1 protein-coding gene is annotated in these 437 nt (G+C 33.6%); it reads right to left on the reverse strand.

What is annotated here, in order from left to right:
• A partial coding sequence (locus tag E3E37_RS11135) for a DUF835 domain-containing protein (RefSeq protein WP_167717418.1) occupies nucleotides 1-437 on the reverse strand: 437 nt, incomplete at both ends.

A 437-nucleotide genomic window follows, 5' to 3' on the forward strand; every position in this document is an offset into this window, starting at 1 on the left:
GTGTAAAACAGCATAATCTCTCAATACACTTAAAAACCTCAGAACTGTTTCAAACTCATTTTCCATAATCAAGTACTCAAGGTTATCAATCACAATTATCGGATGTCTTCCTTCTTCTTTTGCGTTTTTCATGTATTTTACAATTATATCTAACATCTTTGGTAGATTAGTAGGATATATAGCATTTGGAGCATTGAGCTTAGTTATCCAAAACCACCCTTCTCTTCTGGAGTTATTTCGTGAGAAAACCAATCCACTCTCGATGAATATTTCTGGAATTTTTTCTGATATGAAGACTCCAGGTTTAATATCAAAAGATTCATTTGAAATGTTAGTGGCTAGAGAGACTTTCTCCACAAGAGTAATGTCCAAAATTGTTTTGATGCTTAGGTAAGCCAGCGCCAATGCAGTAATGAATTGGAGATAAAATATGATAC

Source organism: Thermococcus sp. ES12 (assembly GCF_012027515.1).
GTDB lineage: Archaea > Methanobacteriota_B > Thermococci > Thermococcales > Thermococcaceae > Thermococcus > Thermococcus barossii.